This window comes from Parapedobacter indicus, assembly GCF_900113765.1.
In the GTDB taxonomy this organism is placed as follows: Bacteria; Bacteroidota; Bacteroidia; order Sphingobacteriales; family Sphingobacteriaceae; genus Parapedobacter; species Parapedobacter indicus.
This window is the reverse complement of record NZ_FOQO01000007.1, coordinates 268,024-294,846: the sequence shown is the minus strand read 5'-3', so window position 1 is coordinate 294,846 and position 26,823 is coordinate 268,024. Positions and strand designations below refer to the sequence as shown.

At 48.0% G+C, this 26,823-nt stretch carries 30 protein-coding genes; 23 read left to right on the top strand and 7 right to left on the bottom strand.

Annotation, left to right across the window (positions count from 1 at the left end; translation table 11 throughout):
• Window positions 1-130 precede the first annotated feature (130 nt).
• The gene (locus tag BMZ56_RS15820) at window positions 131-1,075 is read right to left on the bottom strand and encodes an NAD(P)-dependent oxidoreductase (protein ID WP_090628333.1); all 945 of its coding nucleotides are present in this window, start codon (window positions 1,073-1,075) and stop codon (window positions 131-133) included.
• On the bottom strand, window positions 1,072-1,851 hold the full coding sequence (rsmA, locus tag BMZ56_RS15815; RefSeq protein ID WP_090628332.1) for a 16S rRNA (adenine(1518)-N(6)/adenine(1519)-N(6))-dimethyltransferase RsmA: 780 nt from the start codon (window positions 1,849-1,851) through the stop codon (window positions 1,072-1,074). The genes BMZ56_RS15820 and rsmA overlap by 4 nt, the downstream gene beginning before the upstream one ends.
• Window positions 1,852-1,967: 116 nt before the next feature.
• On the opposite strand from rsmA, the gene BMZ56_RS15810 reads away from it, so the two are divergent.
• The 5 genes from BMZ56_RS15810 to miaA all read left to right on the top strand — a co-directional run bounded on the left by BMZ56_RS15810 (window position 1,968) and on the right by miaA (window position 6,335).
• Entirely contained in the window at window positions 1,968-2,189 is a 222-nt protein-coding gene (locus BMZ56_RS15810; RefSeq protein ID WP_090628330.1) for a DUF2905 domain-containing protein, read from the top strand.
• A 49-nt stretch (window positions 2,190-2,238) separates the two neighbouring features.
• Entirely contained in the window at window positions 2,239-3,294 is a 1,056-nt protein-coding gene (gene pdxA, locus BMZ56_RS15805; protein WP_090628329.1) for a 4-hydroxythreonine-4-phosphate dehydrogenase PdxA, read from the top strand.
• 27 nt (window positions 3,295-3,321) lie between these two features.
• Window positions 3,322-4,725 (top strand): CCA tRNA nucleotidyltransferase, encoded by a 1,404-nt coding sequence (locus BMZ56_RS15800; protein ID WP_090628327.1) that lies wholly within the window; start codon window positions 3,322-3,324, stop codon window positions 4,723-4,725.
• Between the two features lie 114 nt (window positions 4,726-4,839).
• Window positions 4,840-5,427 (top strand): IS1096 element passenger TnpR family protein, encoded by a 588-nt coding sequence (locus tag BMZ56_RS15795; RefSeq protein WP_090628326.1) that lies wholly within the window; start codon window positions 4,840-4,842, stop codon window positions 5,425-5,427.
• Entirely contained in the window at window positions 5,427-6,335 is a 909-nt protein-coding gene (gene miaA / locus BMZ56_RS15790) for a tRNA (adenosine(37)-N6)-dimethylallyltransferase MiaA (protein ID WP_090628325.1), read from the top strand. The genes BMZ56_RS15795 and miaA overlap by 1 nt, the downstream gene beginning before the upstream one ends.
• A 1-nt stretch (window position 6,336) precedes the next feature.
• On the opposite strand, the gene BMZ56_RS15785 is transcribed toward miaA, so the two are convergent.
• Window positions 6,337-7,407: a branched-chain amino acid aminotransferase gene (locus BMZ56_RS15785; RefSeq protein ID WP_090628323.1), complete on the bottom strand. Its 1,071-nt coding sequence runs from the start codon at window positions 7,405-7,407 to the stop codon at window positions 6,337-6,339.
• Between the two features lie 79 nt (window positions 7,408-7,486).
• Entirely contained in the window at window positions 7,487-7,819 is a 333-nt protein-coding gene (locus tag BMZ56_RS15780; RefSeq protein ID WP_090628473.1) for a YegP family protein, read from the bottom strand.
• Window positions 7,820-7,954: 135 nt separating this feature from the next.
• Between BMZ56_RS15780 and BMZ56_RS15775 the strand changes: the two genes are divergently transcribed.
• From BMZ56_RS15775 to BMZ56_RS15750, 6 genes are all read left to right on the top strand, one after another.
• Window positions 7,955-8,233 (top strand): hypothetical protein, encoded by a 279-nt coding sequence (locus BMZ56_RS15775; protein ID WP_143072941.1) that lies wholly within the window; start codon window positions 7,955-7,957, stop codon window positions 8,231-8,233.
• A gap of 215 nt (window positions 8,234-8,448) precedes the next feature.
• Window positions 8,449-8,913: an SRPBCC family protein gene (locus tag BMZ56_RS15770; RefSeq protein ID WP_090628320.1), complete on the top strand. Its 465-nt coding sequence runs from the start codon at window positions 8,449-8,451 to the stop codon at window positions 8,911-8,913.
• 5 nt (window positions 8,914-8,918) lie between these two features.
• Window positions 8,919-9,209: an RNA polymerase alpha subunit C-terminal domain-containing protein gene (locus BMZ56_RS15765; RefSeq protein ID WP_090628318.1), complete on the top strand. Its 291-nt coding sequence runs from the start codon at window positions 8,919-8,921 to the stop codon at window positions 9,207-9,209.
• A 142-nt stretch (window positions 9,210-9,351) separates the two neighbouring features.
• A complete protein-coding gene (locus tag BMZ56_RS15760; RefSeq protein WP_090628317.1) occupies window positions 9,352-9,540 on the top strand; it encodes a hypothetical protein in 189 nt (62 codons plus the stop codon).
• Window positions 9,494-10,471: an AraC family transcriptional regulator gene (locus tag BMZ56_RS15755; protein ID WP_439895872.1), complete on the top strand. Its 978-nt coding sequence runs from the start codon at window positions 9,494-9,496 to the stop codon at window positions 10,469-10,471. The genes BMZ56_RS15760 and BMZ56_RS15755 overlap by 47 nt, the downstream gene beginning before the upstream one ends.
• Before the next feature lie 147 nt (window positions 10,472-10,618).
• Window positions 10,619-13,081: a TonB-dependent receptor gene (locus BMZ56_RS15750; protein WP_245893256.1), complete on the top strand. Its 2,463-nt coding sequence runs from the start codon at window positions 10,619-10,621 to the stop codon at window positions 13,079-13,081.
• Between the two features lie 59 nt (window positions 13,082-13,140).
• Here the strand turns inward: BMZ56_RS15750 and BMZ56_RS15745 are convergent, their stop codons facing one another.
• The gene (locus tag BMZ56_RS15745; protein WP_143072940.1) at window positions 13,141-13,560 is read right to left on the bottom strand and encodes a hypothetical protein; all 420 of its coding nucleotides are present in this window, start codon (window positions 13,558-13,560) and stop codon (window positions 13,141-13,143) included.
• A 7-nt stretch (window positions 13,561-13,567) separates the two neighbouring features.
• On the bottom strand, window positions 13,568-14,284 hold the full coding sequence (locus BMZ56_RS15740) for a hypothetical protein (protein ID WP_090628305.1): 717 nt from the start codon (window positions 14,282-14,284) through the stop codon (window positions 13,568-13,570).
• Window positions 14,285-14,675: 391 nt separating this feature from the next.
• On the opposite strand from BMZ56_RS15740, the gene BMZ56_RS15735 reads away from it, so the two are divergent.
• The 11 genes from BMZ56_RS15735 to BMZ56_RS15685 all read left to right on the top strand — a co-directional run bounded on the left by BMZ56_RS15735 (window position 14,676) and on the right by BMZ56_RS15685 (window position 23,622).
• Window positions 14,676-15,488, top strand: coding sequence for a DUF4382 domain-containing protein (locus BMZ56_RS15735; protein WP_090628302.1), 813 nt, complete (start codon window positions 14,676-14,678; stop codon window positions 15,486-15,488).
• A 98-nt stretch (window positions 15,489-15,586) separates the two neighbouring features.
• Window positions 15,587-15,958, top strand: coding sequence for a hypothetical protein (locus BMZ56_RS15730; protein ID WP_090628300.1), 372 nt, complete (start codon window positions 15,587-15,589; stop codon window positions 15,956-15,958).
• A gap of 95 nt (window positions 15,959-16,053) precedes the next feature.
• A complete protein-coding gene (locus BMZ56_RS15725; protein ID WP_090628298.1) occupies window positions 16,054-16,695 on the top strand; it encodes an SCO family protein in 642 nt (213 codons plus the stop codon).
• Between the two features lie 169 nt (window positions 16,696-16,864).
• Entirely contained in the window at window positions 16,865-17,086 is a 222-nt protein-coding gene (locus BMZ56_RS25640) for a hypothetical protein (protein ID WP_177195171.1), read from the top strand.
• A 110-nt stretch (window positions 17,087-17,196) separates the two neighbouring features.
• A complete protein-coding gene (locus BMZ56_RS15715) occupies window positions 17,197-18,063 on the top strand; it encodes a FixH family protein (RefSeq protein WP_090628295.1) in 867 nt (288 codons plus the stop codon).
• 129 nt (window positions 18,064-18,192) lie between these two features.
• A complete protein-coding gene (locus BMZ56_RS15710) occupies window positions 18,193-19,047 on the top strand; it encodes an MbnP family protein (RefSeq protein ID WP_090628293.1) in 855 nt (284 codons plus the stop codon).
• A 12-nt stretch (window positions 19,048-19,059) separates the two neighbouring features.
• A complete protein-coding gene (locus tag BMZ56_RS15705; protein WP_218146582.1) occupies window positions 19,060-20,178 on the top strand; it encodes a cytochrome-c peroxidase in 1,119 nt (372 codons plus the stop codon).
• Window positions 20,179-20,180: 2 nt separating this feature from the next.
• Complete coding sequence (locus tag BMZ56_RS15700; RefSeq protein ID WP_090628470.1) at window positions 20,181-21,053, top strand: MbnP family protein; 873 nt, start codon at window positions 20,181-20,183, stop codon at window positions 21,051-21,053.
• A 1-nt stretch (window position 21,054) separates the two neighbouring features.
• Window positions 21,055-22,119 (top strand): cytochrome-c peroxidase, encoded by a 1,065-nt coding sequence (locus BMZ56_RS15695; protein ID WP_090628291.1) that lies wholly within the window; start codon window positions 21,055-21,057, stop codon window positions 22,117-22,119.
• A 16-nt stretch (window positions 22,120-22,135) separates the two neighbouring features.
• Window positions 22,136-23,077: a transporter family protein gene (locus BMZ56_RS15690; protein ID WP_317048197.1), complete on the top strand. Its 942-nt coding sequence runs from the start codon at window positions 22,136-22,138 to the stop codon at window positions 23,075-23,077.
• 35 nt (window positions 23,078-23,112) lie between these two features.
• Entirely contained in the window at window positions 23,113-23,622 is a 510-nt protein-coding gene (locus BMZ56_RS15685; RefSeq protein WP_090628289.1) for a c-type cytochrome, read from the top strand.
• Between the two features lie 392 nt (window positions 23,623-24,014).
• Here the strand turns inward: BMZ56_RS15685 and BMZ56_RS15680 are convergent, their stop codons facing one another.
• Complete coding sequence (locus BMZ56_RS15680; protein ID WP_090628283.1) at window positions 24,015-25,217, bottom strand: helix-turn-helix domain-containing protein; 1,203 nt, start codon at window positions 25,215-25,217, stop codon at window positions 24,015-24,017.
• 484 nt (window positions 25,218-25,701) lie between these two features.
• On the opposite strand from BMZ56_RS15680, the gene BMZ56_RS15675 reads away from it, so the two are divergent.
• Entirely contained in the window at window positions 25,702-26,823 is a 1,122-nt protein-coding gene (locus BMZ56_RS15675; protein ID WP_143072938.1) for a hypothetical protein, read from the top strand.

Genomic DNA, 26,823 nt, shown 5'->3' with positions numbered 1-26,823 from the left:
GCCTATGGATAAGCACCCCATCCGCTCCCGATCCGCACGGCTTCCGTACCCTTTATGTACCTTATGGGGGATGGCTGACATTGCATATGCGGGGGCATCCGGATATTCGCCATATAAGGACGAATATTAACTAGTGACGGATGAGGTACTTGATCACTTTACCCACCAATACATCGGCTATTTTGAAGTAGCTTTCGACACTCCAGCCCGCAACATGTGGGCTCAGCGCTATCTTGTCGTGTTTGATTAACCGGGTGAACCACGGGGCATTGGCCAGCGCGGGAAATTTCTCCACAGGCAATACATCAAAGGCGGCACCTAATACGCGGCCGGCGTCTAGCGCATCCAATACCGCAGGAATGTTCACGATTTCTCCACGTGCGCCGTTGATGAAGAAAATAGGCTTACGGAAATGGAGCAGGTATTCGTCATCTACCATGTTCCGTGTCTCGTGAGTAAGGGGAATGTGAAGACTGAGTACATCGGCCCGCTTGACCACTTCTTCCATGCTCACTTCGGTTGCATAAGCATCGCTGAATCCCGTTTTATACTTGTCGTATGCAATAACTGTAACACCGAATCCGGATAGTTTGCGTGCCATGGCTTGTCCGTTGTTTCCGTAGCCAATCAGAGCGACGGTACGGCCGCCTAGCTCCAGCCCGCGGTTTTCTTCGCGTCGCCACAATCCACCTTTTACTTCAATATTGCCGCGATTGAGGTTGTTCATTAATCCCAATAACATGCCCAACATGTGTTCGCCTACGGCATCACGGTTGCCCTCGGGGGCATTGAGCAGGGCAATCCCTTTTTCCAGCGCGTAATGTTCGTCTATGTTGTCCATACCCGCGCCACCACGTGCAATGAAGGTTAATTGTGGAGCGGCGTCAATGAACGCTGCGTCGACCTTGAACTTGGATCGGATAACTAATCCTGTATATTCGGAGATAATATCCAGCGTCTCTTTCTTGCCAATCGTGGGATGGTAATCAAATGCAATGTTTTCACCTTGAAGCTTTTCCATAAAAACGGGATGAATGTCATCCACGATCAGCACCTTGGTAGGGAGTGTTGTCATATGCGTTGAGAAATTTCGTTTGTCAATGTAATAAAATCGGTGACCGAAAGCCGCTCAGCCCGTAGGTCATACAGCGGATTATCACTCATCTTGTCTTTCGGAGTAACAGAAGCTAGCGCGTTTCGCAAGGTCTTGCGCCGCTGGTTAAAGGCTGCTTTGACCACACGTCGGAAAAGGGCCTCATCGCAATCCAGCACTTCGGCGGTATTGCGCGTAAGCCGGATGACGCCGGAAAGCACCTTGGGTGGCGGGTTAAACGCTCCGGCCTTAACGGTGAAAAGATATTCCACGTCAAAGTAGGCTTGTAGGAATACGCTGAGGATGCCATAGTCCTTGCCGCCCGGTGGGGCAACGCAGCGCTCAGCAACTTCTTTCTGAAACATGCCCACTACCTCGACCACGCGATGGCGTTCCTCCAGCACCTTGAACAGGATCTGCGAAGAAATATTATAAGGAAAATTACCGATGATGGCCAGCTTCCCTTCAAAATGAGCTGCGAAATCGAGGTGGAGAAAATCGCCGTGGATAAGCCGGTTGCCCAACTGCGGATACTGTTGCCGCAGGAATTGAATGGACTCGCCGTCTACATCGATGAGCCACGTTTGATACCGATCCTGTGTCAGCAGAAAATCCGACAGGACGCCCATGCCGGGACCAACTTCCAATACAGTGTCATAGCCCAACTGGGGGCGGAGCGCATCTACAATTTTAGCGGCAGCATTTTTATCCGTTAGGAAATGCTGGCCCAGGTGTTTTTTTGCGCGAACGCTGCTCATCGATGAATGGATTTGTGGCAAAGATAATTATTTTACGATAATGGACAGGTTGTACGCGAAGTCAGGCACTCGCAAGGACCGCGTATGGCTGTGTTTTTGTAACTTTGCAGCTCACGATGAAAGAGATTGCAAAGGTATTAATTTTTGGAGGCGGACTGCTCCTCGGTGCCGGACTCGTTATTTATTTCCTTGGGGATAAATTAAAATGGTTTGGGAGCCTCCCGGGGGATATCCGTGTGGAAAAACCGGGTTTCAATTTCTACATGCCACTCACCAGTATGCTACTTCTCAGTGCTGCATTGAGTGCGGTTGTTTGGCTAACGCGTAAATTGTTTTGAGTGCATCCGCTAAAATTCATACTTTTGGTAGCCAAACTACAGAACGGATATGAGCGATAAATTGAAGATAGGAATTTCCATAGGCGATGTAAACGGTATCGGGTTGGAGGTTATTATCAAGACGTTGATGGATAGTCGGATACTGGAATATTTTACACCTGTTGTGTATGGAAATACCAAGGTGGCTTCCTTTCATCGCAAAGCGTTAAGCATTAATGATTTCAGTTTTCATGTGGTCAATTCTCCAGAACAGGCCCACAGCAAACGTCCCAATATGATCAATTGTTGGCAGGAAGATGTAAAAATCACGTTGGGGGAGGAGAATGAAATCGGAGGAAAATATGCTTTCCTTTCCTTAAAGCAAGCTGTGGACGATTTAGTAGAAGGTAAGATCGATGCGCTGGTAACAGCCCCAATCAACAAACACAACATACAGCGGGATGAATTTGAGTTTCCGGGGCATACCGAATACCTGCAATCCCGCACAAATAGCGAAGATGTGCTGATGTTCATGGTTAGCGACGAGCTTCGGATCGGTGTTGTCACAGGGCATATTCCGGTGAAAGATATTGCGCCGAATATCAATACGGAAGCCATTGTTTCGAAATTAATGCTGATGAATGCCAGCTTGAAACAAGATTTTTGGATACAGAAGCCTAAAATCGCTGTATTGGGGTTGAATCCACATGCTGGAGATCATGGGTTAATCGGTTCCGAAGATGAGCAGATCATCGGTCCGGCAATCGAACAGGCAAAATCAGCGGGAGTTTTTTGTTTCGGACCGTATCCAGCGGATGGTTTCTTCGCTTCAGATGCGTATACGAAATTCGATGCGGTATTGGCCATGTATCACGATCAAGGGCTTATTCCTTTCAAACACATTGCTTCGCGCAGTGGGGTTAATTTTACAGCCGGTCTGCCAGTGGTACGTACGTCGCCGGATCACGGCACCGGATACGATATCGCCGGGAAAAATCTAGCCTCGGAAACGTCTTTCCGGGAAGCGATATTTTCGGCGCTTCACATTGTCAAACGGCGGAAAGAACAAGCTGAACTGGTATCCAATCCGTTGGTCACCAAACGGCTGACACGTGACCGGGATTAATCGACAAAGGTGATACCGGAGACATTTATGAAGGAATTTTTACAAAAGCCGATCTTTTCTTTATTGAGTGATATTGCCGACGAGTCTCACATCGAATGCTATGTCGTGGGTGGATACGTGCGGGATCAGATCATGGGGCGCGATGCTAAAAACGACATAGACATTGTGGTGGTAGGAAGCGGTATTGATTTTGCAACTCGGGTAGGGAGTCGTTTAGGGGTGAAGGTTGCTGTTTACAAGAATTTTGGTACAGCTATGCTTAATCACGGCCCGTTACAATTGGAATTTGTGGGTGCCCGTAAAGAGTCGTATCGCTCGGAATCTCGCAAGCCCATTGTCGAGAATGGAAGTTTGGAAGACGACCAGAACCGGCGTGATTTTACCATCAATGCAATGGCCTTATCACTTAATAAAAGTGATTTCGGACGGCTGATCGATCCATTTGGTGGGATGGAAGATATTCAACACCGGCTTATCCGGACACCGTTGGATCCCGCGGTCACCTTTTCGGATGATCCATTGCGAATGATGCGTGCGATCCGGTTTGCGACACAACTGCACTTTAAAATTGAAATCCACGCCATCAACGCGATCACGGAACATAAGGAACGGATTAACATTATATCCAAAGAGCGCATTATCGATGAACTCAACAAAATTATTTTGGCGGAGAAGCCTTCCATAGGTTTCAAATACTTGTTTGATACGGGCTTGCTGGCTCTTGTTTTTCCGGCTATGGCCAACCTTTATGGGGTGGAAATCATCGATGGCAAAGGGCATAAGGATAATTTTTACCACACCTTGGAGGTGTTGGATAATGTGGCCACGGTGAGCGATGATCTGTGGCTTAGGTGGGCAGCTATTATGCACGATATCGCGAAACCGGCGACGAAGCGCTTTGATAGACGGCATGGATGGACATTCCATGGTCACGAGGATAAAGGTGCACGGATGGTGCCAAAGTTATTTGCAGACCTTAAGTTGCCGCTTAATGACAAAATGAAATTTGTGCAGAAGTTGGTGTTGCTACACTTGAGGCCTATCGTATTGGCGCAGGATATTGTAACCGATTCCGCTGTCAGGCGGTTGCTGTTTGAGGCGGGTGATGACATTGACAGCCTCATGATGCTTTGCCATGCCGATGTAACGACCAAAAATGAATATAAAAAGAAAAAATACAGACAGAATTTTGAACTGGTCAAGCAGAAACTCCGGGATGTAGAGGAACGTGACAAGGTTCGGAACTGGCAGCCTCCGGTAACGGGAGCCGATATCATGACTGCATTTACGCTGAATCCGGGCAGGGAAGTAGGAGTTATCAAAAATGCGATCCGCGAAGCGATATTAGAAGGTGACATTGCCAATAACAGAGAAGAAGCATACCGGTTTATGCTTAAAAAAGGCGAGGAACTTGGTTTGAAACGAAATTAGAAATACTTCGTGTTTTATTCGTATTTCGTGCCTCATACCTGATTTCGTACTTCGTGCTTAATTTCAGATATTCGTAATAAAATTATTAAAAATAAAAAATCACAGGAGAGCGTTATGGCTATCTATCGTTTTAGGATTTCATTCGAAGATTATGATGATATCATCCGTGAGATTGATTTGCTGCCCAAGCAGACCTTTTTGGATCTGCATAAAGCATTGCATGCCACCACGGGGTATAATCCGGAAGTATCGTCATCTTTTTATGTGAGCAATGACCATTGGAAAAAGGGAGATGAAATAGCTTATTTGCCCGACGAGCGTAAAAAGGAACGAGGGGTTGCGCTGATGGAAAATTCAAAGCTGAGTAAATTCATCGACGATCCCCATCAGAAATTTTACTATGTATACAACGTAAGCCATCCGTTTGATTTCCATGTGCAGTTGATCAAGATACTGAAAGAGGAGGTAGGAAAGGAGTATCCCTCCTTGTTCAAAAATGTAGGGCAAGCACCGAAGCTTCCAGGAACGGCAGTAGTCCCTTCTGATTCGGTTACGAAGAAAGGTGGGGATGATTATGATTTCCTTCAGGAAACAGAATACGGCATCAATGAGGAGGAGGATTTCGATATGCTGGACGAGGAGGAGCAATCTGAAGAAGGTGGTAAGGAAACAGAAAACGGGGGTTACGAGGATGAATATTAATGAAGTCCGCAGTAACAAAGACGCTAGTATGTGTAGTTGGGCCTACTGCCGTCGGTAAAACAGCAGTAGGCATTCAATTGGCGCAACATTTTCATACGGTTATCTTATCGGCCGATTCCCGCCAGTTTTATCGGGAGATGAATATCGGCACAGCGAAACCGACTCCGGAGGAACTAGCCACGGTGTCTCATTATTTTGTCAATTCCCACCAACTGACCGATGAATATTCCGTTGGGGATTTCGAGCGTGATGCCCTGCAGTTGTTGGACGAACTGTTTGCGCAACAAGATAGGGTCTTATTGGTCGGTGGATCGGGATTGTTCGTTGATGCGGTATGCCGCGGATTGGACGACTTACCTACACCGTCGCCCGGTGTGCGCGACCGACTCAATCGCCTGCATAAGCTTGAGGGATTGCCTCACCTCCAGCAGCTGTTGAAAGACGTAGATCCCGTTTATTATCAGGAAGTGGATATTCATAACCCGCAACGGGTAATCCGGGCACTTGAAGTATTTGAAAGCACCGGCCGTCCTTTTTCATATTTCCGGAAACAGCAACAGAAAAAACGTCCTTTTCAAATACGTAAAGTCGGATTGAATACCGAGCGCCAATCCCTTTACCGACGCATCAATACACGGGTGGATGCAATGATGGAAGCCGGCTTGTTGGACGAAGTAATGGCCTTATTGCCGTACCGGAATCTGCCTCCACTGCGGACCGTGGGGTATGCGGAATTGTTTGATTACCTGGATGGAAAATATACACTGAATGAGGCCGTTGACCGCATTAAACAAAACACCCGTAAATATGCGAAACGGCAACTTACCTGGTTCCGAAAAGACCCGGAGACCATGTGGTTTGAACCTACTGATCTGGCGGGAATGATAACCTATATTACCGGGAATTAAATCAATCTACTAGGTAATTCCACCCAAACTCGTCGTCGATACGTCCGTAACGTAGGTCGTTGAGGTATTGAAGTACTTTATTGGAAAACTCACGCGTGGCAGGATCTGACAAGGTGTACCGTTTGCCTTCATATCCCAGTTCCGTAATTGGCGTCAATGTAGCGGCGGTGCCCGCAGCGAACGCTTCGGTGACACTGCCGTTTTCAATGCCATCAATCAACTCTTTGACGGATACTTTACGTTCTTCAACCTGATACCCCCAATGCCGGGCGATTTCGACAATCGTACGGCGCGTGATCCCGTGAAGTATGGTGTCTGCTGATGGCGTAATAATCGTGTCGCCTACACGGAATACCAGGTTGGCGGTTCCCGCTTCTTCCACATACTTATGTTCTTTGGCATCTGTCCACATCAGTTGGTCAAATCCCTCTTCCTGTGCAAGCCGTGTGGGATGGAGCGAGAGGGCATAGTTGCCCGCATTCTTAGAGAAACCGACTCCTCCTTCAGCAGCACGGGTAAAGTGCGTTTCCACTTTTAGTCGTAGCGGCTTGTTGTAATAAGCACCTACCGGACCGGTAATGATGATAAACTTGTACGAATCGGAAGGATGTACGCCCAATGCTGCCTCCGTGCCAAACATAAACGGACGTATATAGAGCGAAGCACCAGTTGTGCTCGGCACCCAATCGCGATCGAGATCAATCAAAGCTTTTAGTCCGCCGATAAATATTTCTTCGGGTACTTCCGGCATTTCGAGCCGAAGGGCCGATTTATTAAACCGTTCATTGTTTTTATCCGGTCGGAACATGCTGACAGTGCCATCGGCAAATTTATAGGCTTTCAGCCCTTCGAAAATCGCCTGTCCGTAATGCAACGCAGACGTGGCAGGGCTCAGTGACAGGTTTCCGTAGGGCACGATGCTCACATCCTCCCAGTGTCCGTTTGCGTATTCGGCCACCAGCATGTGGTCGGATAAAATTTGACCAAACTTTAGGTTGTTGAAATCGACTTGCGGGAGCCTCGACTGCTGCGTTTGCTCCACCCGGATTGCTGTTGTTGCTGCCTCGTTCATAGCTGAAAAATCTAACGGGTGCAAGTTAGCAAAAAAAAGCGGATTGGAAGAAAGGTTCCCTTACCAATCCGCTTGTATATTATGCAGTTTGGTCGTCAATGGTAGCGTCAGGCGCATTGCGTTTTACCGACTCGATACCCTTGTCACGTCCCGAGGCCGATTCGTACAGCTCGCTGGTGCCGATTACTTGGCCGTTGCTGGCCTTCAGGTTAAACATAAACTTTCCATTTTTGGATTCCTTCCGCTCATAGCGGTTGTCATCAGATGCGTTTTTACGCACCGATTCGATGCCATTGAGGGCCGATGTCTTGGCAGAATATCCCTCGCTTGCCAGGATGACCTCGCCATTGCCGGCTTTCAGGTTGAATTGAACTTCCCCATTCTTACGCGTTGAAATCACAAATTTTCCCATGATACTGATAATTGGTTTACTGATTAAGAAGAATTGAAAATTAAACATTCTTTGAAATGCTAATTTAAAAAACTGTCTTTTAAATCAAAATTAAATTATTGATTCATTGTTTCATTAGCGATACTGTTTGTTTGGTTGATGTGGAATCATGCGGCAAAATGTCAGGAACGCGCACTGTGGCAAATCGGTGTGTTTGGTGGGTTAAATCCTACGTTAGGGACCTATCATGGCGATACGGCACAAGCGAATATGGGATACGTAGGCGGTATGTTTGCCGATCATTATTTTGGCGGTGGCGATTTCGGTGTTGGCATCGACGCTCGATGGATGCAGCATCCATTGTGGGGCCATGATAGCCTGTTTTTCCGGAATGGATACTTGGCTACCACCTTTAATACAGTGTCGGAAAGGTAATGGTGGAACGCAGGAAAGGGCTGATGGGATGGAAATCGAAGTGTCGCCGGAGCGGAAAGACGAATTGATGGCCCTGTTGTTTGGTAGATGATTTGGATTTGTTCTTTTTGTCGTAAATACCCCTTCATATTGGCGCATCGTACCAATACATAAATTAGCGAATGGTAGTATCTTTGTGTTGTTAGTTTTATTGGAAATCTTAAAAGCAAATTGACATGGAACGGATGCAATTCACTACATCGATCGATGCTCCGGTGGCTACGGTGTACGACAAGATGATTGGTAAGGAAACATTCAAACAGTGGACATCGGTATTTAATCCCAGCTCGGACTATGAAGGAGGTAATATGGAAGGAAATTGGGAAAAAGGCTCAAAAGTGTTATTTGTGGGTACCAATAAAGAGGGTAAACGGGAGGGGATGGTCGGTTACATCCGGGAAAATGCTCCCAATCAATTTGTTTCCATCGAATATATGGGCATTTTGGATGGTGAGCATGAAATTACCGAAGGGCCCATCGCCGAGGATTGGCAGGGATTTGAAAATTATACGTTTGAAGAGCAAAACGGCTCAACTACGGTGACTGTTGATCTGGATGTGAACGATCAGATGGTCGAATATTTCCGGAATACGTATCCCAAAGCATTGGAAAAACTGAAGGAAATTTGTGAGCGTAGCTGAACCTTATGAAGAAAATGAAAGTCTGTCCGAATGGACACTCCTATTATAAAAGTAGCGACTGCCCCACCTGTCCGACTTGCGAAGCGGAACGTAAGCCATCGGGAGGATTCCTTTCCTTATTGAGTGCACCCGCACGACGTGCGTTGATGAGCATCGGCGTAACCGACTTAACGCAGCTATCTGCGTACAGTGAAAGGGAAATCCTGGCGTTGCATGGCATGGGAAAAACGTCCATACCCATTCTAAAGGATGCGCTTGGCAAAGAAGGGTTGAGGTTTAAGGCTAGCCCTTCTTGATGGCTTTGCCGGTTGGGTTGGTAACGTACATTGTATTTAAAAACATACAGCAGTATATTCAATTGTATTTCGAATAAATTTTTGTTTTTCAATATATTATAGATTTAGGCAGGTTTTTTGACCGGAGTGTGTGAGGTTTACAATGAAAAGATTATTGAAAATATTGATGCTCAGCCTGACGGTGTTTTGGCTGGGATCCTGCGCGGTGCACACCGCCGGAAGAAGCGGTAAAGTCCCTCCGGGACAGGCCAAGAAAATTACCGGAAAGAAATCCGCACGTGACCATGCCCCCGGTCACCGGAAAAAAGAGCTTTTGCTTAATAAATTCTAGAGATGATGAAGAAGCAATTTGTATTGCCCTGACGATAGGACGTCTCCGGAATTCTGGAGACGTTTTTTTATTAGCTCGAAAATCTGATCTTTGTTATCAGATTTTTCTATCCATGCTCGAGATAAAGAATAAAATTGAGAAACATCAATACATTAAAGTTGCAGAATTCCGCAAAGACATCCGTCGCACAGCTCCTCACAAGCATAATAGTTATATGGAATTTATATTCCTTACAAAGGGCGGCGGTGTTCATTTCATTGATGAAGTTGCCTACCAAGTAGTACCTCCCGTATTGTTCATTGTTCGGAAGGAGCAGGTACATCACTGGGAATTGGAAGGCGAGCCCGAAGGCTATGTGCTGATTATAAAAAAGCCGTATATTGACAATAGTCTGGATAGTGCGCTTAAATACCTGGTCTCAGGTGTAAATGCACACCCGTACATACCGCTCCATTTTTCCCATAACTTATCGTCGATTTTTGCGCTCCTACTGTTGGAGTGGAAGCAGGAAGAAGCAAGGCCTTTCCAAAGCGAGGCAATGGAAGGCCTGTTGAAAACGCTACTGGCGAAGATCCTTCAGGAGGTTCCGACGGAACGGTCGAAGCACATCGGATCTACAGATACCTTCCAACGTTTTGAGGCGTTGCTCAGTGAAACCGGGACGTTGCGGAATCGTGTTGCTTATTATGCTGAACAATTGAATACAACGCCACAAAATTTGAATGCCGTGTGCCGCAGGACAGTAGGTCAGTCTGCCACTGCTGTATTGGCCGGGCATATACTTGGTGAGGCCAAGCGCCTGTTGCGCTATACGGATATGAGTCTTGGGGAAATTGCAGGTCGGCTCGACTTTGGGGATAATTCGCATTTTATCAAATATTTCAAACGGCATGCCGGGATCACTCCAAATGTTTTCCGTCAACGCATATGAAGGGATTGTGGTTTGTACCACGTTATTTTCAAATTGACCGCCGCCACGTACGATTATCCATTACTTTTGTGCCGAAAAAATGCGGTTACAGCGAATCGGACATTATGATAACGGTGGTCTCTGGTCGTTTGATCGTAAAATCAGTATATGATGAACAGCTTAACACGATCAATAACCTATTTGTTGTTTTTTTTAGCGACGATGCCGGCTTTTGCGCAGACGGGATCAATCGGCGGTATTGCGTTTGACAAAACTACCCAGCGCCCCTTGGCCTTTGTCAGTGTTTCACTGCACCAGACCGGCGATTCCGTACTGGTTGATGGCCAGCTTTCGGACACTACCGGAACATTCCGTTTTAACGGATTGAAATCGGGCAGTTACTTCATTCGTCTTCAATTCCTGGGGTATAATGCGGTTGAATCTCCTTCGGTAAATCTGACGGGCAACCAGCACGTCGACCTGGGGCGGATCGTAATGGAAGTGAATCCGCAATTTTTGAATGAAGTGGAGGTTACCGGACAGCAGTTGCAAAGCATCAACCGGATCGATAAACAAATTTATAAAGCCGATCAGTTCCAAGCTGCAAAAGGGGGGACTGCCATTGATGTGATCCGCAACATGCCTGCCGTCTCCGTAGATGGGCAGGGGCAGATTACCCTCCGTGGTGCCCAAGGATTTCTGGTATTGATCAACGGTAAACCAATCCAAGCCGATGCTGCGACGATATTGAGCCAGCTTCCTGCAAATCAGGTTGAAAACATTGAATTGATTACAGCCCCTTCTGCTAAATACGATCCAGATGGTCGCGGCGGTATCATCAACGTGACCACAAAAAAGGGGGCGGACGATGGATTTGCACTCACAGCAAACCTGCAAGGTGGTCTCCCTGCCATCGAAGACTACGGTAATCTGGAATCCCAACAACGCTATGGGGCGGATGTGACGGTTAACTACCGGAAAGACAAGTGGGATATATCAGCAAGTGCTAACTACCTGCGCAATGACAATGCCGGCTTTCGCGACGGAGACGTTTATACGATCATTGGCGACCGGAAAACTTCTTTTCCCTCCCAGGGTGAGCGTAGCTTTGACAAATACAATTACGGTGGCCGTTTCAACGTGAGTTATACGCCGGATACGCGCAACCAGCTTTCTGCTGGTTTCTTCGCAAGCCATAAATTCCAGGATCGGTTAGCGGATATCCACTACAATAACACAACTACAGACGTGAAGACGGGAACGGTCATTGGCAGAAGCCAATATTTCAACTCGAATCTCCAACGCAAGCAGGGAGGCTTTATACTCGGTAACCTGGATTATACCCATACATTCCGGGATAGTTCCACACTGACTTTTTCCACACTGTATGAACGGGCAAATCTATATGGATCTACGTTGAACCGCAATATTGAAGGGTCCGACACCGTACAAAATACGGTGAGCACCTACCGGAATCCGCTGGATGGATTCCGCGGCAAGCTCGATTTTGCCGTACCGATCGGGTCTGGCCTCTGGGAGAGCGGTTATCAATACCGACGGGATGCCCAGGACGGTCGGTTTGTTTATGAGGTTCGGGAAGCCGATGAGACTGATTTTACGGTGATACCTGCGTTCAGCGGAGAGGTCGTAGCGGTTAACCAAATCCACTCCGTTTATACCCAATATTCGGGTAAAAGTAAAAAACTGGAATATATGGGCGGGTTGCGTTACGAGTACGCCAATCGGGATTTACAAGTCCGTTCATTGAGCGACGACGATTACCAGCTCAACTTGCATAACCTTTTTCCTTCAGCAAGCGTGTTGTATACGATGGATGACCATTGGAAAGCCAAGGCAGGGGTGAGCCGACGGGTCCAGCGGACCAGCAATTTCGAGTTGAATCCCATCCCCGAGCGGGAGCATTCGGAAACGCTGGAACAGGGGGACGCAAATCTGTTGCCTGAATTCATTTATTTAGCGGAACTCGGGATCATACGGGAATTCAAAACGGGCTCTTTTTTCACTACAGCTTACTTCCAAGATATTAAAAACCCCATCCAGCGTGTCAATAATGTATTTGCCGACACCATCCTAAATCGTGTCTTCACGAACGCCGATCGGGCGACACGGTTGGGTATTGAATTCGGTGCAAATTACAATCCTGTAAAGTGGACCCAGCTTTATCTGGGAGCCAATTTATATCAGAGTACAACACGGGGGATGATTCTCGATTATGCCGAGGAGCGGGAAAACCAGGCATGGGTGTATACGATAAACGGCAATGCCAACGTACAGTTAACCCGTCGGTTCAGCGTGCAGGGCAACGTGAATTTCCTGTCGGCCCGGCCTACTGTGCAAGGGGAAGATTCGAGATTCCTATCGCCTAATCTCTCGCTGAAGCATACCTTTTTGGACGGTGCGCTAACCGCATTGGTGCAATGGCAGAACATCGGAATGGGTATCTTGCCGAGTAATGAGCAACGTATCACCACGTGGGCGCCTGATTTTTATACGACGACCAATTACATCTACGAAGTGGATGTAATCATGCTCAACCTGTCGTTCAACTTGAACAGGTTAACTCGCCAGCTAAAGCTACCGGGAAGTGAGTTTGGAGAAAAGGAATTTTAAAGGGTGAATAAATGCCAGGAACCTCCTCGCATAGATCGAATGGGCTGATGTCTCGTTTTTTAAGTCTCCGTCCGGCGAATCTGTATGGAGTATGCACTGGTGTACTGTGCTGCGGTGATGGTAAACGGTGTCGTCTCAGTGACGTAACCCGATCCGCTTAATTGTACGGAAAAGGTGACCGGCTTGTTTTCAGTCGGTCTGTGTAGCGGATGTATGCCCAAGATCAGTACGCCTTTTTCAATATCAAATTGCTTGTAGCCATTTAGATTGTAAATGTATTCAGCATCTTGACCACCGATGGTCACGGTAACGTCGCTCACCGGATTATCGTGTTCATCAGTAATCTGTAGCAATACGCCGTAAGCAAAAGGATCTGGATCAACTTCTACTTCCACGTCTTTTAAAGGGTGTTCGCAGCCTTGTATTATAATCAATACAGTGGTGATCAGTAAGATAATGAGGTGTTTATGGGGCTTCATGTCAATATCAGTATGCATAAAAACTATAGGCAATACCCAGTTGCAGATTGGGTAAATACCGGTAATTTTGGATGTTTCGCTCGATAATTGGCTGATTGATTTCATTGTCCTCAAGCATGGCGGTGCCTTTGACGGTTACGCTCGGCTGCGAAAGAAAATAACCCCCCAAGGCAATATTGAATCCGAAATGTTCGTCGATGCGCATATCGCTGAAACCAAGTCCCGCATACGGAGTCACGCTCTCTTTCCAATTAATGGTGGTATACATGGTGCCGATTTCTTCTGGTTGCAATTCTATATCACCATAGCTTTGGGGATCGCGCAATTGCGTGGTGATGGTGCCTTTGGCTTTGAACAGGTAGCCCATGCCGAGATTGATGGTCAGGTGGCGGAAGCCGTTTTCAGCACCATGGAATGGAACCCACCCGAACAAGAGGTGTGCGTTATGCAGCCTTGCCCTGGCAACCGACCGCGTTGGGTAGTCGCCATAGGTGCCCACGACCTGCATATTGTAGGGCATGAGGCCAGCACCCACCTCCAGGCCGAACTGGACGCCTAGGGGGTGATAGAAGGCTAACCCGATACCCGTGGTGCCGATGAGGCCTCCTAAAGCGGGCTTATATGCGGGGTTTTCAATGAAACGGGCCGTTTGTTGCGCATGAGCCGATAGTAGATTCAAAAAGGTAAACGCGAGGAGGATCGTTCTGCTTTTCTTCAAAGACATGCCCTGGTAATGGCAAATCGCGTACCAAACCGTGAGCAGTTCTATCTACCCATTCTCACCCATTGGAAATTGTTGGCTCACCACCCCTGTAAAAAAAACATACAACTACATTCCATTTCATCGGCGCTATGTTCCATTTTAACTGTGTAAATACATTCATTTTCGTGTTTTAATAATTTCGGCAGGTTTTTTGATTAGCGTGAATACCATCTACCATGAAAAGTTCTTTAAGGATACTAGCACTTAGCTTTACGGTCCTTTCGATCGGGCTTATGCAAGGACGTCCCTGCGGAACAAGCTAAGAAATTACAGGAGAAATCTATGCGTGACCCGGCACCCCGGTCACTGGAAAAAAGGCTTTGGTTTAATAGTTTATAATTTTATAATTGAGATGATGAAAAAGCAATTTGTATTGCCCGTATTGGTAGCACTTTGTGCCGTTATTTTTTTCGGGGCATGTAGTAAGACGGGATCCCCCGAGGGAGCGGGGACGGCTAAAGTGGATCTCCGGTTGACGGATGCGCCAGGTCCGTTTGAACACGTATACCTGGATATCCAAGGAATCGAATTCCACACGGATGAGGCTGGATGGCAGACCGCTGATGTCATACTTCCAGGTGTTTACGACGTTCTTAAGCTTCGGAATGGGGTGGATTCCCTGATTGCTAGCACGACGCTTCCCACCGGAACACTTTCTCAGGTGCGGGTGATATTAGGCGAGGAAAACTCGTTCGTTATCGATGGTGCGCAAATTCCGTTTACCGTTCCGTCTGGAAAACAGAGCGGATTGAAGTTTAACGTACACCAGGAGCTCGCCCCCGATGGTTCATATACTGTGTGGACGGATTTTGATGTCGCGAAATCTATTGTGGAGACGGGCAATGGTGCATACATTGTAAAACCGGTGATCCGGGTGTTTACGGAGCTTACCAACGGCCGGATTAAGGGTACGGTGGAACCGATGTCGCCTGACTACTCGGTGATCATCACTGCCTTCAGTGCAACGGATACAGCCACTGCTATTCCGAATGAGGACGGCTATTTCCTGATGTCCGGCCTGCCTGAAGGTGATTATACGGTGATTGCCGAGCCCGATTCCACTTCCGGTTTAGCAGCCAGTACGGTAACTGATGTGCCGGTCAAATTCGGTATGATTTCTGACCTGGGTACCCTTACATTGGCTCCGGCAGTAGAAGAAGAATAGCCGTTAAATACCGACACACCAGAATAATGAAGAGGTTGACTTTTAGGCAGCCTCTTTTTTTGAGTTGTAAAAGTAAAAAATCACTACATTTGCGTGCGATGATTAAACTGTTTGCTTTGGTTTTAGCCCTTGCCATGCTTTCGCAGAGCCTATCGGCCTTGTGGGTTACGGCGGGTTTCTATGCAAACCGGGATTTTATCGCCAAAAACCAGTGTGAAAGCCGCTTTGTGCTGAACAGTTCCTGCAAGGGCCAGTGCGTGCTGATGAAGAAACTGAAAGAGCAGCAGGAAAAGGAACAGCAGCAGCCCGATCTTAAGCTCAAGGAAATTGTGCTGTTTTCACAGGTAACGGAAAGTTTTGGTATAGGAGAGTATACCGGTTTTGAGCGTACTGTCCGTTACCATCCGCAACCCGAACCACACTACCTGTTCCGAATGGAACACGCCATTTTCCATCCCCCGATTTCCTGATAGACGTCCGGCTTGCTATACGAAAGTATTGGCAAATAATTCCACTATGTCGAACTCAACGGGTAACTGATGTTCCCTGTAGTTAGAAATCGTTAATGAAGATAACACATCTGTTGGCATGTATGGCCATGGCCATTGTACATGCCGCCTGTTCCAGCGGGGAGCAGGAAAAGCTGCCCATTCTGGGCGAAAAGGAATACATAACAACCGTCAGGGAAGGCGTGGAGCATATTGATACGGTATTCCACACCGTACCGCAGTTCCGCTTCCTCGACCAGGACAGCAGTTGGGTGACCAATGAAACGTTCGAGGGAAAGATTTATCTGGCCGATTTTTTCTTCACGCGCTGCCCTACGATCTGTCCCATCATGTCCAAGAATCTGTTGGCCATCGCGAGGCATTTCGAAGGCAATGAACGGTTTGCCATCCTTTCGCATACGATTGACCCCAAACACGACCTACCTCCGGTATTGAAAAGTTATGCCGATAAGCTTGGTGCGCCTCCGTTGTGGCATTTCGTAAACGGACCAAAGGAAGAAGTCTACCGGCTTGCCGGGCAGGAGGGCTATTTCTCATTCGCGCAGGAAGACGCGGACGCCCCGGGCGGTTTCAACCATAGCGGGGCTTTCACCCTGGTGGATGAAGAAAGGCGTGTCCGGGGAGTGTACGACGGTACACTTACGGACTCCATCCCGAAGGTCATCGCTGATATCGAAAAACTGCTGGATAAAGGCTAGAAGTTTGAAAAAGACGGTTTCCATAGTACTTCTGATTTCGCTGGTATACCAATGCCTCGGCTGCCTCGGCGTGTTTGCATGGTATAGCGCCAATAAGCAGCGCATCGCGGAAGAACTGTGCGAGAACCGTGACAGGCCCGAACTGCACTGTAATGGCCAGTGTGTGCTGATGAAAAAACTGAAGGCGATGGAAGACGACGGAACGAATGGTACGGGTGACCACGCAAGTCCCAAAGTGGAAACCGTCGTGTTCATACTACCAGAATTAATTATCTTCCATTCGCTCTTTATACCCAAGTCCATTACACCTATTCCATCGAACGAATCCTACCACTATTTGTTTTCGAATGACAATTTCCGTCCACCCCGTTTGCCATCTCTACTCATATAGCGGAATAATCCTGTTCCCGGAGCGCTGAGGCAACCAGCTTGCCGTACGTGGCTGAACCGCAACCATGTTCGATCCGCTTCCGGTCACAGAAAGGCAAATAATCTAAGATCATGACAAGACCGATAATGAAGGGCATTGCCGTATGGTGCGCCTTGATGGTTGTGATGCATATCCTCATATCCTGTAATGGAGGGGAGCATCAAGCAGATAATACGGATACAGCGGATTCCGGTTTCGCCGGTGAGCGCATGCCAACTGACGAGGCATTGATACCCGTTGGGGATACCACACTCAGCGGAACAGGATTGCAGGTTTCCCTGTTTTCCGAAACCGCGCTGTCAAGCAGGTATGAAAATCTCTACCTGAAAGTCGAACGGACGGACGGAACCCCCGTAAGCGGTGCCGGTGTCGTTTTTTCGCCACTGATGGATATGGGAATGATGTCCCATGGCGCACCGCATGCACAACCCGTGGAGTTGACGAATGGATGGTACTGCGGAAGCGCGGTATTCATCATGCCGGACGTGGAGGATATGGGCAGGGGCTGGTTGCTGAACGTTGCCTTATCAATTGAAGGAAAGACGGATTCGCTTACGTTCAAGCTGCCTATCATGCAGGCCGCGGTAACCCGGACCATGACGTTCGATGCGGGAGGGGAGGGCAGGTTTTTCATATCCCTGCTGATGCCCGACAGCGTGGGTAAGGGACGGCACAAGACGGCATTCCTTCTCCATGGCATTGACCAGGACGCTTTCCCCGCCGCCGATGGCTACTCGATACAGTTGAAGACCGCTATGCCGGGCATGGGGCATGGTTCCAAAGGAAACACAGACGCTTTATCGCAGGGCAGCGGCAAATACGAGGGAACCGTGGATTTCAATATGCCGGGCCTGTGGGAACTGCATGGAAAACTATTCAAGGACGGGAAGCAGGTATCAACCGATCCCATCGTGTTCAAGGTGGATGTCACCGGCTAAGCGGCCGGAATCAATTAATTGGAATAACAAAATTTGAAAAAACAAAACAAGGAAACCTGCCATTACAGCGCCTTATAATAAGGTGATGAAATGCAGGTTCCATGAGGCTTTTAAAAAAATTATTAACGAATGAAAACCAACATGATAGGAAATTCAGGAATTTATACAATGGCAGCCGTTGCCCTGATTGCGGTGTCATGTGAAAAAACCGAATATGTGGAGACCGAGCCCGTCCTGGAGGGAGAAACAATCATCGTTTTCGATGCCCGTTACGGCGATTCGGATTTCGAACTGAATAAAGCGTATGACTACAAGCTTATCAATCCTGACGGGGAATTCAATCTGCAATACAAGTTCACAAGGCTCCGTTATTGGGTAAGCAACGTGAAGTTCATCAAGTCGGACGGAAGCGAAGTAGCCGTTCCGGATTCCTACTACCTGGTGGAAGAGAATAACGAAATCCCCGTTCAGGACGGCACGCACGGCAAAGTTTATCCTGCCAACAAGCGTGAGGAAGTTGCCGTGAAAGGAATACCGGCAGGCGACTATACCGGCGTGAAATTCTCCATCGGCGTGGAACCGAAGTATAACGACAACCTGACGTTACGTACGGGTGAACTCACGCCGCTGAACGGAATGGCTTCCGATAGCTGGATGTGGTTTACCAGCTACATCTTCACCTCGTTGTCGGGCGAGATGACATGGGTGAAGGAAACGCCGGAATCCAAGACGTTTTTCTGGGAGACAGGTTCAAACGAACAGTACAGCGAAAAGACCATTACGTTCGAATCGCCGATCACCATCAATTCACAGGCAGTGTCCAACGTGGAACTCGATGTGGACGTGCAGCAGCTTATCGATTTCGAATACCCATGGAACAACAGCGCGATCGGCGCGACCACGCCGGAATTGATGGATGAACTGACAGCCAATTACCTCGAGAAAGCCATCGGCCTGCGCACGGCGTCTTCAACGGCCAAATAGGAAACAGAAGGGATGGCAGAGAAAAGGAACCGGAAACAGGCGTGGATGTATCCCATAGTGGGGGCATTGCTGGCCATGCTGGTCGCACAGGGCTGCCGCAAGGAAACGCCCATGCCCGAACCGGAGCCATCCGGCCCGGAACCCTATACCCTTGCCATCCCTTCCCATTTCCCGCCATCCGAACCGGCAGCCGACAATCCGCTGACCGTGCGGGGCGTGGAGCTTGGCCGGAAACTCTTTTACGAGGGACTACTGTCCGCCAATGGCAACGTGTCCTGCGCCACCTGCCACCGGCAGGAGCTTGCGTTTTCGGACGGCGTGGCCATCGCTACGCACGGTGTATCTGGCAGACCGCTGGAGCGGCATGTGCCGGTGCTGTTTAACCTGGCATGGGCGTCCAGTGGTCTTTTCTGGGACGGAGGCTCGAAGAACCTCGAATCGCAGGCGTTCGGGCCGCTCACCCATGCCGACGAGATGGGCATGGATCTCGGGTTGCTCGAAACAAGGCTACGCGAGAGTGCCGACTATCCGAAGTTGTTCAGCGATGCATTTTCTGACGGCATCACCGCTGCCAACGTGGCCAAGGCCCTCGCCCAGTTCCAGCGGACGCTGGTATCGGGAAATTCCCGGTATGACCGCTATACGTTGGACGGGGCAGGTCCGTCGGCACTCAACGAAACAGAACTTCACGGACTTTCCCTGGTCAGGCAGAAATGCGGGGGGTGCCACAGCGGAGAGCTCTTCACGGACAACAGCTTCCATAACAACGGCATCGATGACGATTTCAGCGACGATTCCCACGAATGGATACATCGCGGACGGTACCGCATCACGTTCGACCCGATGGACCTCGGCGCGTTCAAGACGCCTTCCCTGCGGAACGTGATGGTCAGCGCTCCCTACATGCACGATGGGCGGTTTGCCACCATCGAGGGGGTGCTCGACCATTACGCCTCGGGGATTAAGGACTCCGAAGTGACCGACCGGTTGCTGTACCAGCGTGATGGCAAACCCGGAATACCGATGAGCGGCGATGAAAAAGAGGCGATTGTCGCTTTCCTGCACACGCTGACAGACGAAGCGTTCCTTGGCGACAGGGATTTTGCAAACCCAAACAATACGAAAAAATGAAAATGAAAAGAACAGACACAAAAATAGGATGGAAATCCGTGTTGCTCATGGCCACCGTGTTGATGGCCGCGGCTTGCAGCAAGAAGGATACACCCGGACCGGACGCCGGTAAGACGGGAGCGTTTTCCATCGAATTTGACAACATCGTGAGCGAGGAAACCTTCGGCTTCCATCCGCGCGAATACACGAATGCCAAAGGCGAAAAATTCAGCATCAAGCTGCTGCAGTATTTCATCAGCAACATCAAGCTGTACAAGGCCGATGGAAGCGAATACACGGTGCCGCAGGAGGATAGTTACTTCCTAGTCAACGGTGGGGATCGTTCCACCCGGTTCACCAAAGTGATGGCACCGGAGGGCGATTACACCAAAGTTTCCTTTATCGTCGGCGTGGATGCCGAACGCAGCAAGATGCCCGTGGAGCAGCGGAAGGGCGTACTTTCTTTCAACCCGGACGAAGGCCATGAAGGTGGCGGCATGTACTGGGGATGGAACAGTGGGTACATCTTCTTCAAATTCGAGGGTTACTGTGGCCTCATTTCGGACGACCAGCAGGGAGACCCTACGGGCAACAAGCAGTTCAAGTACCACATCGGTGGTTTCGGCGGGTATAGTGCGCCTACCATCAACAACGTCAAGACCGTCACGGTGGACCTCACACAGGCCGGTACTGCACAGGTGCGCGAAGGACTACGCAGCAACGTACACCTGTTTGTGGATATCATGCAGGTGTTCAATGGGCCACATACGTTCAGCATCCCCGAACACCCCAACGTAATGTTCAGTGAGTATAGCGTGAACATCGCGAATAATTTCCCGTCTATGTTCACCCATGACCACACGGAAAATTTCGTGAGGAGCGAAGATGAACTTTAAGATGAAGAAGCTGTTGGTATTGGCAATACTGGTTGGACTGGTGTTCGCCTGTAAGAAAGGGAACGATGTGCTGCCCGATATTTTTGCCGGTTTCACGCGTCCGGCCAATTTCCCCGGACCGGAGTACGATTTCTCCCGCAATCCGGTAACCGAAGCTGGTTTTGAGCTGGGCAAACGACTATTCTACGAACCACGGCTTTCGCGCAACAATACGATTGCCTGCGGGAGCTGCCACATCCAATCGGCTTCCTTTACCCACCACGGGCATGACGTAAGCCATGGCATTGACGACCGGCTGGGGACGCGCAACCCCATGCCGATTGTGAACATGGCATGGCAAGGGGAGTTTTTCTGGGATGGCGGTGTGTTTGACCTCGACCTTTCTCCGGTGAATGCCATCACCAGTCCAGTGGAGATGGACGAGACCGTGCCGAACGTCATCCGCAAGCTGCGCGAACACCCCGACTATCCGGTACTGTTCAAAAAGGCATTCGGCACAGAGGAAATCACCGATGCGCGGATGTTCATGGCGCTGTCCCAATTCATGCTGATGGCGGTGAGTGCAGATTCCAAGTATGACAAAGTAATGCGGAACGAGGACGGAGCTTCTTTCACCGAAGCTGAACAGAAGGGATACATGTTCTTCAAGGAACATTGTGCCACGTGCCACAGTGAACCGTTGTTTACCGACCGCAGCTACCGAAACAACGGGATCGGACCCAACCGCGTGAACGACATCGGACGCGATTCGGTGACCCTCAACCCGCAGGATCGGTACAAATTCAAGGTGCCCAGCCTGCGCAACTGGCAATATACGGCACCCTATATGCATGACGGGCGTTTCCTGACCCTGAATAGGGTATTGGAGCATTATCGTAACGGCATGGTCGACTCCGAAACCCTTGACCCCGTGTTCAGGCAGCCGGACGGAACGATAGGTATTCCCATGACGGATGAGGAAAAAGAGCACCTTACGGCCTTCCTGCAAACATTGAATGACCGGGAATTTGTCACCAACCCTTTGTTTGCGGAACCGGAAATAAATGGAGGGATGCTAGTCAATTAAATTAATGAACAATACAATGAATATCAAAACAATGATAACAATGGCCATCCTGTTGGTTGGTAGCGTTCAGTTATCCCGTGCCTGCGACATCTGCGGCTGCGGCGTGGGCAGTTACTACCTTGGCATATTGCCCGATTTCAATAAGCGATTCGTCGGGCTGCGATATCAACACAAACTGCTCACCACGCATTTGGGACCCATGGGCAACCGCACACCCATCTCGGCTGATGAAGCCTATGAAAGCCTGGAATGGTGGGGAGCATGGAACTTCGGCACACGGTGGCGAGCGATGGCCATCCTGCCCTATAACTTCAACACCCGCCATGTGCGGGGCAGCGGACAGACGGGGTATAAAAACGGTGTGGGCGACCTTGCGCTGATGGGGTTTTACAAAGTCTTTGAGCAAGTCGGCGGGACAGGTGACAACAAATTACTTATCCATTCGCTTTGGGCTGGAATTGGTGTTAAGGCACCCACAGGAAAATACGATGAGGGCGAGCGGGCATCGGTGTCACAGGATGCACCGAATAATTTCCAACTGGGAACAGCGAGTACGGATTTTATGGTAAACCTTGCGTATGATATCAGGCTCATGGATTTGGGGCTAAATACGAACGTGAGCTACAAGGTCAACACGGAGAACAGGCACGAATATCGCTATGGAAACAAGCTGACTGCCAATGCACTTTTATATTACAAGTTCAATATCAAAAACCGGGTTAGGATTGCGCCCAATGCCGGGGTAATGTACGAAACCCAGACCAAGGATGTGATCTATGGCCGATATGACGTTGCGCAGTCGGGTGGCAATTCCCTGACCGGGGTAGCGGGAGTGGAAGTCAACGCCGGCCGGGTTTCTTTCGGTGGCAATTACCAGGCACCTCTGTCGCAGGACCTTGCCGATGGGCGGGCAAAAGCGGGCGATCGGTGGCTGGCACATGTTTCATTCAGTTTTTAACCTGTTCAGTAAAAACAAAACAACAGATTACAACCATGATAAATTATATAAAAATAATCGTCGCCTTGGCCGTCGTGTCCGTAATCACATCATGTGGAAATAACGTATCGGAAAGTTCCGGAAACGAACAGGATGGGAAGCAACAGATGGGTACGGCAAGCGATGACCAGGAGAATGCTGCTACAATCAACGTACATGACTATTTAAACGTTGGCTCGAAAGGTGTAGGACCGATTACGGCTTTCGAACGCAAGCCTTTTGATCAGTCGTTGGCCGATGAGGGAAACGGGCTATTCATCACCAAATGTTCGATGTGCCACCGGCTTGATGCAAAATTGCTCGGCCCACCTCTATCAGGAGTTACAAAAAAACGTACCCCGGAATGGATACTGAACATGATGCTTGCACCGGAAAAGATGATCGAACAGGACGAAGAGGCAAAGAAACTTTTCGAGGAATATCAGACTCCAATGACCAATCTCGGATTGACAGAAGAAGAGGCTATTTCGGTTTTGGAATATCTGCGACAGGAAGACGCTAAATAGTAATTGCAATAATTCACGTCACGGATAGGGGCATGTTTGAGGGCGGTTGCCAATTTCATGTCCCTTTAATTTACTCTCAATATTCTGCCATATTTTTTGAAGGATACAAAAAAGCTTGGCATCGCAGTAATTGGGAAAAATCTGTGGGAGCTAAACAAAAAATGTATGAGCAAAAAACTATTCTGAATTTAAGATAGCGATAGCGTCTGACTCAAATTGATTTAACAAAAAAAAGGAAAGCCTAGTTCGACTTTCCTTCAAAAGTAGCGGGAAGTTGTCAAAAGTCGAACTTTTTAGTCGATTATGAAGCGGTATTAAATGCAAAGAATCTGGTAGAATAAGTAGCGAGCCACATTTCAATCAAACTTGTCTTTCTTCGACAACAAACGTTCTTAGCCTACCCTTTTCGAATATTGATTCCGGTATTCCTGTGGTGTTTTACCGATGTTTTTTTTGAACACCCTAAAAAATGAGGCTTTAGAATTGAAACCCGACATTTCGCCGATGTATTCGATTTTGTAATTGAGATAATCCTTGTGAGTAAGGTTCTGCTTCGCTGCTTCGATACGATACCGGTTGATCAGATCTGAAAAGTTTGTTTTCAAGTCGGTACTAATAAACGCAGACAAGCAAGCTGGACTGGTCTTGAGGAGGTCGGCAAGTTCACTCAATTTCAGGCCGGGCCTTGTATATACTTTCTCCACTTCCAAAAGCTTTTTAAGTTTCTCCTTCAATATGAGGTTTTCCGAATGTTGCTTATTGTTTTCCGCTCCCTTTCTTGGATCCGTCAGTTCTTCTATCTCTTGCATAAATTGGTTGAGTGGCGTAACGGTGTCAAAGAAATCTTGATACTGCTGTTTATTATAAATCACGTGGTAAGACAACCCCTTGTTGATAATGAAGATATAAGTGAAAAGTGAAATGAGCGGCACGGCAAGTAAATCGGAATAAACGTGCGCCTTGCCCCATATCAACACGGGCAACAAGTAGGCAAGCAACAGCAGTAGCATCATCACGGAGAGGCATTGGATAAAGGCAATTTGCCATTTTACCGAAGCTTCAATCCCATCCACACCTAGTTCGGTTGCCTTGTCCCGGTAATCGGTGACACTTTTCCACCCGCGAAACACGTAAAGACCAAAATGCAGCAAAAGTAAAGCAGCCAGTGTATTTGACAAGGGATCTTCACCGGCATGCATTTGCTTCATCAACCCCATGCTTTGCCCGTCAGAGGCCGCCAAATAATAAAAAGAGCAAAAAAGAGCCAGAAGAGCTGGGATGAAATGCCTGAAATCCTTTATCAGCCAGCTGCTACTTTTCCCCTGTATAAAGGCCAGGTAGCTGAGCAGAACCGGACCAAACGTAAAATTTATTGCTGCATTTATCGCGTTTAGAAATAACAGCCTCGGTTGATGCAGGAAGATCGAAATGACATTCAAGCTAATCGTCGACACGGTATAGAACAGCAATAGGCCCAGCAAGACATTTGCTTTTACATTGTTTTTCCTAAAAACGAGGCTGAAAATAAGGATTAGCAATACAAAAATTGCCAATAGGTTTACATGAAGTAAAGCAGCGTTAGGGACTTGAACCATCGTTTAGAACAGCCTATCGGATACAATGAATGTGCGAATGGATACTGATTGAAAGGATCGCATGTTGTTGGTTTACAAGGTTAAATACATCAAATTTAGTTTTTTGAGACTACTTGACAACGAATTTGAGACGAGGAGTACCTCGTTTTATACCTCCGGTCCCTACAAAATAGGTGAATTTTAGCGGGGATTCAAAATCCTTAAACATGAAATCCTCGATCTATCAAGAAATAAAGGAGCTAACAACACTGCGGCTAAAATGGGGCATTTGCCCTATTTTCTCACGTAGCCCATACAGCTAATATTGCACAACATCAATTTAATACAAATAATATGAACCCGACATGATTAAAATAATCATTATTCACATTCGTGCTTGCTTTCATAAGGTGTTCATGAATGCTACGCAGTTAAGCACACAGGGCAATGATTATATTAATCATCAAAGGCTCCATCTGACAACTAAAAAACAAATAATAAACAGATGAAAGCAAGACTAATCATTACAATGGCACTTTTTATGGGATTGACAACTGTCAACGCCCAAAGTTTGGGAGATTTTAGCCCCAAAGAAGACAGGGGAGCAATGGGACCGAGGAAGTTCCCTTCCAAAGACATATACATTGCCAATTTTTCAGTGCATTACCAAGTGTACAATTATCGTAAAGCCAGTACGAAAGGAGGAAGTGGTATGATGGGTGGCGTAATAGGTAAAACCCAGGCAGAGCTAGCAGTGGGTCTGGACATCCCTGTTGCCACCATTCAGCAGATTACGGACGATGCTTATGCACAATTTGTAAGCGACCTAAAAGCCAAAGGCTTTAATGTGCTCAATGGCGATGCAGCAAAAAGCATCGATTATTATAAAGATTACCAGCGTCACCAAGGACTGGAAATGAGCGCTTCCGAAGCGGCAGGCTTTATCACCGCCTATCCTACAGATGCTGTTTTTTATATTCAAGGATTCGACAAATCGGGCAAGAAAAAAGATGGAATAGGATTAGGAACTTTTCAATGGAAAAGTGAAGTGGAACGCTTTAATACCATTTCTTCGCAGTTGAATGATGCGGCAATTGTTGATGTCAATCTATATGTGCTTTATATGAGCGGAAAAGAAATCGGCGGAAAATTTTCCGGACGTTCCAGTCTTACCGCCAACACCAATTTAATACTTGCAGCCGATGAAGGCATGAAGACCCGTGTAGCCACCAATACGGACAATAGCAAGTGGAGCAACAAACTGGGGCTTACTGCGCCGGGTACGAAAGAAGTGCTTGTCGATTGCGAGTCTAAAATTCATTTTGTTGCCGGTAAAAATAAAATTGGTGGCTCACCTTTGGGTACTTATGTGGGTGCGCTGAAAAAAAATCTGGAAATAGAGGGTGTCATTGCCGAAGAAAAAATACAGACGGAAGTAGATGCCGATTACGATAATTGGGGCACCGAAACAGCTTTTGGTAGACTTTATTCCGCCGAAAACAGATCGGCAAAAGATGCCGCTTTGATAAAAGCCGACGCCGGCAAATACCAAAAAGGTGTGGAGCAAGCCATCACCACCTTTCTGTCGCACCACGTCAGCGAATTCCAAACCAAATTTTTCAAGTAA

Coding starts and splice junctions, on each gene's coding strand:
- BMZ56_RS15820 (WP_090628333.1), bottom strand. CDS start 1,075: ATGACAACACTCCCTACCAAGGTGCTGATCGTGGATGACATTCATCCC.
- rsmA (WP_090628332.1), bottom strand. CDS start 1,851: ATGAGCAGCGTTCGCGCAAAAAAACACCTGGGCCAGCATTTCCTAACG.
- BMZ56_RS15810 (WP_090628330.1), top strand. CDS start 1,968: ATGAAAGAGATTGCAAAGGTATTAATTTTTGGAGGCGGACTGCTCCTC.
- pdxA (WP_090628329.1), top strand. CDS start 2,239: ATGAGCGATAAATTGAAGATAGGAATTTCCATAGGCGATGTAAACGGT.
- BMZ56_RS15800 (WP_090628327.1), top strand. CDS start 3,322: ATGAAGGAATTTTTACAAAAGCCGATCTTTTCTTTATTGAGTGATATT.
- BMZ56_RS15795 (WP_090628326.1), top strand. CDS start 4,840: ATGGCTATCTATCGTTTTAGGATTTCATTCGAAGATTATGATGATATC.
- miaA (WP_090628325.1), top strand. CDS start 5,427: ATGAAGTCCGCAGTAACAAAGACGCTAGTATGTGTAGTTGGGCCTACT.
- BMZ56_RS15785 (WP_090628323.1), bottom strand. CDS start 7,407: ATGAACGAGGCAGCAACAACAGCAATCCGGGTGGAGCAAACGCAGCAG.
- BMZ56_RS15780 (WP_090628473.1), bottom strand. CDS start 7,819: ATGGGAAAATTTGTGATTTCAACGCGTAAGAATGGGGAAGTTCAATTC.
- BMZ56_RS15770 (WP_090628320.1), top strand. CDS start 8,449: ATGGAACGGATGCAATTCACTACATCGATCGATGCTCCGGTGGCTACG.
- BMZ56_RS15765 (WP_090628318.1), top strand. CDS start 8,919: ATGAAGAAAATGAAAGTCTGTCCGAATGGACACTCCTATTATAAAAGT.
- BMZ56_RS15760 (WP_090628317.1), top strand. CDS start 9,352: ATGAAAAGATTATTGAAAATATTGATGCTCAGCCTGACGGTGTTTTGG.
- BMZ56_RS15755 (WP_439895872.1), top strand. CDS start 9,494: ATGCCCCCGGTCACCGGAAAAAAGAGCTTTTGCTTAATAAATTCTAGA.
- BMZ56_RS15750 (WP_245893256.1), top strand. CDS start 10,619: ATGATGAACAGCTTAACACGATCAATAACCTATTTGTTGTTTTTTTTA.
- BMZ56_RS15745 (WP_143072940.1), bottom strand. CDS start 13,560: ATGAAGCCCCATAAACACCTCATTATCTTACTGATCACCACTGTATTG.
- BMZ56_RS15740 (WP_090628305.1), bottom strand. CDS start 14,284: ATGTCTTTGAAGAAAAGCAGAACGATCCTCCTCGCGTTTACCTTTTTG.
- BMZ56_RS15735 (WP_090628302.1), top strand. CDS start 14,676: ATGATGAAAAAGCAATTTGTATTGCCCGTATTGGTAGCACTTTGTGCC.
- BMZ56_RS15730 (WP_090628300.1), top strand. CDS start 15,587: ATGATTAAACTGTTTGCTTTGGTTTTAGCCCTTGCCATGCTTTCGCAG.
- BMZ56_RS15725 (WP_090628298.1), top strand. CDS start 16,054: ATGAAGATAACACATCTGTTGGCATGTATGGCCATGGCCATTGTACAT.
- BMZ56_RS25640 (WP_177195171.1), top strand. CDS start 16,865: ATGAAAAAACTGAAGGCGATGGAAGACGACGGAACGAATGGTACGGGT.
- BMZ56_RS15715 (WP_090628295.1), top strand. CDS start 17,197: ATGACAAGACCGATAATGAAGGGCATTGCCGTATGGTGCGCCTTGATG.
- BMZ56_RS15710 (WP_090628293.1), top strand. CDS start 18,193: ATGAAAACCAACATGATAGGAAATTCAGGAATTTATACAATGGCAGCC.
- BMZ56_RS15705 (WP_218146582.1), top strand. CDS start 19,060: ATGGCAGAGAAAAGGAACCGGAAACAGGCGTGGATGTATCCCATAGTG.
- BMZ56_RS15700 (WP_090628470.1), top strand. CDS start 20,181: ATGAAAAGAACAGACACAAAAATAGGATGGAAATCCGTGTTGCTCATG.
- BMZ56_RS15695 (WP_090628291.1), top strand. CDS start 21,055: ATGAAGAAGCTGTTGGTATTGGCAATACTGGTTGGACTGGTGTTCGCC.
- BMZ56_RS15690 (WP_317048197.1), top strand. CDS start 22,136: ATGAATATCAAAACAATGATAACAATGGCCATCCTGTTGGTTGGTAGC.
- BMZ56_RS15685 (WP_090628289.1), top strand. CDS start 23,113: ATGATAAATTATATAAAAATAATCGTCGCCTTGGCCGTCGTGTCCGTA.
- BMZ56_RS15680 (WP_090628283.1), bottom strand. CDS start 25,217: ATGGTTCAAGTCCCTAACGCTGCTTTACTTCATGTAAACCTATTGGCA.
- BMZ56_RS15675 (WP_143072938.1), top strand. CDS start 25,702: ATGAAAGCAAGACTAATCATTACAATGGCACTTTTTATGGGATTGACA.